Consider the following 7208-nt stretch of genomic DNA (forward strand, 5'->3'; position numbering starts at 1 on the left):
GGTGCGCACAGGTAATCTGTCGATTTGCGATAAAATCCCTTGGTCAAGTAAATGACACACAAAACTTGACATTCATTTCTCGGTTACCTACGAGCCACATTTCCATCAAGGTATTTGCCTTTGTTTAAAACGGGGCCTAATGCTTATAATTTCAACTTTAAAACCATCTAAGTAAGGCATTCTTCGCTTTAAATTAACTATATTTGTGATACAATAGTATCAATTATTGGGCTATAAGATCCCTATGTACTACAATGATATCACCTATATCGCCATCAAAGGCGCTTCGTAAGCTTGCAGAAAATGTGAGATCCAGGCGCCTAAGTGCAGGCCTTACTCAGGAAGGTCTGGCAGAGCGTTCAGGCGTTGCACTACCAACTCTAAGAAAATTTGAGCAGAAAGGGGTCATCTCTTTAGAGTCATTCCTTAGGCTCCTTTTGGTAGTAGGCGGCATCGAGGAAGTGATTGAGGCTATTAAGCCTGTAAAACCCACTTTCTCTTCTATTGATGAAGTGTTGAAGGAAGAGACTTCAATCCGTAAACGAGGTCGTCGCAAATGAAACGACTTATCACAGAACTCAAAGTAAGATTGGATTTCGGCAGCGAGATTCTTCCGGTTGGGCGTTTGGCTATTCGCGACCACACCATATATTTTGAATATGATGCCTCATTCATTCAAAGAGGATTGGAGATTTCTCCTTTACGATTGCCTCTCAAAACAGGCGTTACCGCTTTTGAAACAAGACCTTTCGAAGGATTGGCGGGTGTTTTTAGCGATAGCCTACCCGATGGTTGGGGGCGGTTACTATTTGACCGCCTTTTGCGTTCTCAAAACATATTACCGTCCGATATTACTTCACTGGATCGTTTGGCACATGTGGGGTTTCACGGAATGGGAGCCTTAGTCTATGAACCAGATTATAGTCCGTCTGATATAGAACATGGCTTTATTGATCTGGATCAACTTGCTCAGCAAGCCGGTGAGGTTCTTAGAGGAAGTTCAGAAGAGATCATTCAGGAGCTACTTTCTTTAAATGGATCATCTGCTGGGGCAAGACCCAAAGCGCTCATAGGGGTTGATGAGACCCGTTACAATATAACCCATGGTGCAAAGCAACTCGCCGATGGATTTGAGCCCTGGCTGATCAAGTTCCCGAATTCTCAGGACGGACTTGATTCCGGCGCTATTGAATACGTTTATGCCCTTATGGCAAAAGAGGCAGGAGTTGTAATGTCAGAAGCTCATTTATTTGCTGCTAGCAAAGGATGCGGATATTTTGCGGCAAAACGCTTTGACCGGGATGGTACTAAACGATACCACATGCATACGGTAAGCGGGTTATTGCATAGTGATTTCCGGACACCATCATTAGATTATGAAGATTTACTGACGCTGACTGGTCAGCTTACGAAAGACATCCGGGAGGTTGAGAAAATGTATAGACTGGCTGTATTCAATGTCCTGGCCCATAACCGTGATGACCATGCCAAGAACTTCAGTTTTCTGATGGATAATAAAGGGGAATGGAAGTTATCGCCAGCTTATGATCTGACGTTTTCTAATGGACCTGGGGGAGAACAAAGCACAATGGTAATGGGAGAAGGAAGAAATCCCGGCGACAAGCAGCTTATAAAGCTAGGGCTTGAAGCGGGCCTGTCCAAAGCTCTTGTAGATGAAATCATTGTACAAACAAAGGCTGCTTTAGGGCAGTGGAAGACTTTGGCAAAAGAATACAGTATAAGTCAGGCAAATATAGATTTGATAAATAAAAGGCTGGCATGAAATGGATGGTGTGTTCATTTCATGCCGTTGTTAATGTTCTCACGTTTGAGAAGCCCATACTCTCCCATTTCAATTCCCTACAACCGGCTATCTAAATAGTCAGCATTCAGCATAATGTTTATTTCCAATTCTGCAACGGCCGTTGCAGAATTGGAAATAGTTAACCCTTTTGCCATCATTGCCCTCGCATGCTGCTGAAATACGTTGTCGGAAACATTACATCAATGATCCAGATCTGCTGCTAATAATGTTGGGGACTTACCCCTCTGCTATGTTCCTCCCATCTAGTTCAACGGTTATGTTCGAGCAAATGTGTTTAAGTTGACATAACATCTGTTATACAACAAAATATTATTTGGTTTAAATCAACCATCGTCTCGTCAGGCATCTGTCATCAGTGGAATTAAGTGCAGAGAATACCACACCGTTCAGATACGGTTAACACGTTAATTTAAGAGATCTACCAAAGGGAGATTTCTCGATTTCACCCAGCTTGACGATCATAGGCTAGGATTGCTTAGAAGGGGGAGATATTGCGTTAAGATAGGAATTGGACGTTCTGATCTCGGCATTGTTATAGATAGCCACGCTAAGCAATCAAAGAGAACTGTGTTCTTAGTGACCTTTGTCCAACTCTCCAAATCTTTACCTGATTGCGAATTTTTGGCCTTGTAAGCACCGGTACCATCACCTAAGTCAACTAAAAACCCCTTGTTTATCACAAACACCGCATCGATAGTGTGTGGCTCTTGAATTTGATTTTTTTTACAGAAGGCCAATATGTTTTGGTGTATTCTATCAAGACTTAACTGAGATTCAAAACAAAATAAAAAATATGGCGGGTGTCGCCCAAATCGTTGTGCATCACTAGGTTTCGCAGTCACAGTTTTCCCCAAGGGATCATTCATTTGTAAGCGTTTAAATTTCACAGCGCTCCTTAGTGCTTTCGTAAGTTCGCCTGACGTAAGCTTACTTTTTATTTCACCGGCGGCGGTAACTCCTTCGATGAAAAACAATCCTGCCGCGTTAGATGAAAATGTAAATGGATGATCTTGGTTAATAATTACGACATCCGCCTGCCCGCTACGATTGCCATATGAGTCAATAATTTCACCCTGCCCGACTCCATGACTTAGAGAAATATATTGCCTGATAAACTCCAAAAATGCCTTTTCTGTGCCTGTGCCCTTAATTCCAGAATGTCGAAACGTGGCTCGCAATCTAGCTAATTCGCTCTGCATTTGAACTTCCTGCACATCGATTACTTCTCTCAACATATATCGTTACTGATTTGCAACTCCGAAATTGCAGAAAGTAAATGAATATTCCCGATGAAATATTGATGTTTAAAGGGGACGCCACCGCGCACTGTAGATTTTTGAAATTGCACTTGCTTGGGCTGTCTCCATATGTGAGGAATTGGTCTGCCGTCGACTACTTCAAGGTCGAAAGGCTCTCAGGCCATCTGATCATTGATTAGGAGGTGTCTTACCTCTTATCAGATAGATGACATCGAGCAACGGCCCATCATGCTGTTTAGCCCATTCCGGCATCAATTTCACCCATATCCTCGCGAAACGCGCCAAATGCTTTAACTCAACCGGCTCTCTGTCCAGTATTTCAAACCGCACTGTTCTATTGAACACATGGTAATTAATTATATTGAATAGCTCTTGAAAATTAAGAAGCACCCTCCAAGCGACTTCATAAGACAATGCAACATCTTTGAGATCTCGGTTGAAGTCTCTGTGGGCGAAATGTTTATCACGAAGGGTTCTAAACGTATCGCCAACTTCATTTTCGATTTCTTTCAGCCAATCAATCGCTTTACCCACTTCGACCTTTGAATTTTCATTTGTCCAGTTTGTATTCGGATCCAACAAAAATTTCGTGGCCAAGGTTCTAAGATGGTGATGTTCTTTCTCAAATAAAATCATGCAAATCTGAAGAACAAACAATTGAAAAAAATACACGTTGCTTCTACCCAGCAGGTCATTATTTCCATTGAATGCTCGCCGATAAATTTGGGAATTTTCTCCAAGGAAACTTCGGATATCACTTTTCAACTGCTCACAGCGAGCAAGTATTTGAGCTACTTCAGCAAACTTCTTTTCTTTGTTGGTTACCATGATGGCTTCGTGACGAATAGTCGGTACACCGTACAGATGTGAATCAAATTGTGTTGCAAATAAAAAAGAACTACAAGTTTTATCTCGTAAGTGCTAAATTTTCAGGACTCCCGAAGTTGGGAGCGAACCAACGACCAGTACGGTACTATGGCGCCGTTAGATAAACTACGGATTGATTATGAATACTTTAAAGCAGTTACAAGAAAAAGTGAGTCATAAATGCCGCTATTCTTCTTTCTGTAATTTTTCAATCTCCTTGTTCATCTCATCAATCAACTGCTTTTCACTCGGCAGGTACAGTTTGTATTCACTGGCAATAATTGTTTTATTATTTTCAGGTAGTGATATCTTGACCACTGCATTGTTCTTGTCTGCACAGAGAAGTATTCCGATAGTTGGGTTTTCAAAATCTCTCTTTTCATAACGGTCATAGTAGTTCACATACATTTGAAGCTGACCTATGTCCTGATGGCTAAGCTTTGTCGTTTTGATCTCGATGATCACAAAACACTGTAAGAGCCTATTATAGAAAACAAGGTCGACGAAAAACTCATCTCCTTCAATATGAAGTCTTTTTTGCCTAGCGACGAAAGCAAAACCATTGCCCAATTCCAATAGGAAGTCATGAAGATGAGTGATGATGGCTTGTTCTAAGTCCTTCTCGTAATAAGAGGATTCCCTTTTCAGACCCAAAAACTCCAGGTACATTGGATCTTTGATAATCTCTTTCGCGTCAGATGGGTTTTGTTCGCTTCGCGCAACAGCCAGAACACTTTTACGGTCATTACTTAATAGCAGGCGCTCCCACAAACTACTGTTGATTTGCCTTTCAAGCTGACGAACCGTCCAATTATTTTTGACTGTTTCTGCAATATAAAAATCTCTTTTGTCCTGTGAGTCTAATCGTATCAGCAACTTGTACTGACTCCAGCTCAATTGCGAATACAGTGTATTCGCAATTGGGAACTGGCGATAAAACTGTCTAAAAAGCTCAATTTGTCGTTTGGAAAAGCCACTACCAAATTCCGGTTCAAGTTGATTTGCAATTAGTTGGGTAAGGTATTGGCCATATTCTGCGCGGTCCTCTCCCACTTGCTCTTCTTCGAAAATGCGTTGCCCAACTCGCCAGTACATTAAAGTGCGCTCATGATCTACCGCACGGATGGCAGTCTCCTTAGATATCTGAATTATTGCCTTAATGTCGGCTATTAGGGCCTTCTCAACTACCATCTCGCTACTTTTTGTTACAAGTGGGACAAAGTAATAACATTTTCACAAATGCAGCTAACTGGATACAGCTGCCGCTGACTCGTTTTACCCCATGATTGAGTCTATGATACCCTCAGGATATGCTGAGTCTTGCTAATCATTATTACAATCACAACTATCTGTTAAGACGCATCGAGCTCGAAATACATTTTTAAAGCATAATGTCTATCGGCAGATCCATTGTGAGATCACTGTATTAACCATATGGCATTTTAAGAACGTCCATTCGTAAAATGCCATGATATAAACAATAATGACCCGCATATTAAGCTGATATCTAATAGGTTCTAGGTAGCTTATAAAATCTCACTACCCATTTCTGAGAGAGCGTCGAGAAGTAAGGAAAAAAGCGAAAAAGTATCGATCAAACAGATCTTATCTTTTCTGGACAATTTCATGCTGCTCTGGATCTGGTTCCAGATTCTGAACTCCGTAGTCTTTCACCATAGGCTGCATGGCTTCGATTGCTATTTTCGATGCAAGCTGGAAAGCAACCCACGCATGCGATATCAAATATGTATTTAAACGACCGTATTTTTACATAACTTCAAACCCGGATATTCCTTAAATTAAATTATTTATATTGCCACGCTCGATCCTGCCCAATCTTTTGGCCTTCCCGAACACGGCAACGAAAATGATGTAGGTTTTAATTTACCTCCTGGCTCTTTTGCCATGGATGGCACTGATAAGGTTTTTGGTGAACAAGAACCTGAAAAAAAGGGCATAAAACTAGTAAAGCCGCTAACCGAAATTAAATTTTCTATATGATTTAATTTGAAAAGGTATACTTTATGGACGAAAAAATCATATCAGGTATAATTGGTGGATCAATAGTTTTAGTATTCAGAATTATATATGAATTAGTAAGAGACAATATAAAAGAGAAAAAAGACGCCAAAAAGAAAGATTTGGAAGAAGAAAAAAAGCTACGTGTAGGGGAAAAATCATTAAAAATATTAGGCAAAGACATTCTTTATCAATATGAGCCAAACAAAGTATCAATTGAAAAAATAGTCGAAGAATTTGGCACTCCAACATTGAAATATGATGACGATATTGAAGCAGAATATGTTTATGATGAAGATAAAACCATAACTATATACAAATATGAGTTTCAAAATGCGTTAGTATTATTTTCAACATTTAAAAATAAATCTGATATTATATCTATTACATTATTCTCACGAGGCACTAAATATGCCCCAGTCAATTGTCGATTATCATTCGAAGAAGATGATGCAATTTTAGGGAAAGCTGTTATAAGTGATATTATAATTAAAGAGTATAATGATATCAAATCTGGTTTTAATATACATGAATCATGGACAGATATAAAAGCAAGTTACTTCTACCGACAAATTAAGCATCTCACGTTTATTTACCGAATTGAGGGACAGTACGAAAATATTGACGACACAAAAGGGAAAAAAATTGAGCAGGTCTGTGTGACAGAATTTAGTCCGGTTTGTCCTATGCTTACTTTTTTTGATACATTTTATAATTAACAATTACAAAATACTCAATACGCGTTGTGATTAAATTGTAGAGCCTTTAAGGAAGAATAAAGTTGTACATATCACTGAAATTCAGTATTTTAAGTTTACCACAACATAAAATTTGATATGCACAACTTAGAAACGAATTTCTATAAAATTTCGGAAATAGCCAGAGGATTACTTACAAAAAGGTTGAATGGCTTTGAAAATCTATTTTGGTACGCCAGGCGGCCGAAACTGTCTGACTTGGGTATAATAGCACTAAGTATATCAGCCGAAGCAATAGGTATAGACTCAGAAAACTACTTGTATGGAAAGCTAAGATCAGACTACCCAAAACTTTATTGTAAACTGCCCGACCGCAGTAATTATAACAGGAGGCGTCGTCGTCTGACGGACGAAATTGACTGGGTGAGCAGTCAAATATCCGATTTGATCAATAATGGCTCTACTGTAAATCGTCAGCGAAAAGTGGACAAGTTTAAATGAAAGTGAAGAGAGTGTTTTCCTAAAAATGAGTACTTTAAA

Annotated in this window: 6 protein-coding genes; 3 read left to right on the plus strand and 3 right to left on the minus strand. The window is 39.7% G+C overall.

Annotation, left to right across the window (positions count from 1 at the left end; all coding sequences use genetic code 11):
• The first annotated feature begins 254 nt into the window (after nt 1-254).
• Both ACTIE6_RS13635 and ACTIE6_RS13640 read left to right on the plus strand, forming a co-directional pair.
• Nucleotides 255-560, plus strand: a complete 306-nt coding sequence (locus ACTIE6_RS13635; RefSeq protein WP_439557163.1) for a helix-turn-helix domain-containing protein — start codon at nt 255-257, stop codon at nt 558-560.
• Nucleotides 557-1783 carry a type II toxin-antitoxin system HipA family toxin gene (locus ACTIE6_RS13640; RefSeq protein ID WP_439557164.1) on the plus strand — a complete coding sequence of 409 codons (1227 nt, stop codon included), beginning with the start codon at nt 557-559 and terminating at the stop codon, nt 1781-1783. Before ACTIE6_RS13635 ends, ACTIE6_RS13640 begins: the two co-directional genes overlap by 4 nt.
• 500 nt (nt 1784-2283) lie before the next feature.
• Here the strand turns inward: ACTIE6_RS13640 and ACTIE6_RS13645 are convergent, their stop codons facing one another.
• The 3 genes from ACTIE6_RS13645 to ACTIE6_RS13655 form a co-directional block, all read right to left on the minus strand.
• Entirely contained in the window at nt 2284-3060 is a 777-nt protein-coding gene (locus ACTIE6_RS13645; protein ID WP_439557165.1) for a DUF6602 domain-containing protein, read from the minus strand.
• A 192-nt stretch (nt 3061-3252) separates the two neighbouring features.
• The gene (locus tag ACTIE6_RS13650; RefSeq protein WP_439557166.1) at nt 3253-3912 is read right to left on the minus strand and encodes a hypothetical protein; all 660 of its coding nucleotides are present in this window, start codon (nt 3910-3912) and stop codon (nt 3253-3255) included.
• 225 nt (nt 3913-4137) lie between these two features.
• The gene (locus ACTIE6_RS13655) at nt 4138-5142 is read right to left on the minus strand and encodes a PDDEXK nuclease domain-containing protein (RefSeq protein WP_439557167.1); all 1005 of its coding nucleotides are present in this window, start codon (nt 5140-5142) and stop codon (nt 4138-4140) included.
• An 833-nt stretch (nt 5143-5975) separates the two neighbouring features.
• Here ACTIE6_RS13655 and ACTIE6_RS13660 point away from each other — a divergent pair.
• Nucleotides 5976-6689 (plus strand): hypothetical protein, encoded by a 714-nt coding sequence (locus tag ACTIE6_RS13660; RefSeq protein WP_439557168.1) that lies wholly within the window; start codon nt 5976-5978, stop codon nt 6687-6689.
• The last annotated feature ends 519 nt before the right edge of the window (nt 6690-7208 follow it).

It is taken from the genome of Dyadobacter sp., assembly GCF_051859145.1.
Classification (GTDB): Bacteria; Bacteroidota; Bacteroidia; order Cytophagales; family Spirosomataceae; genus Dyadobacter.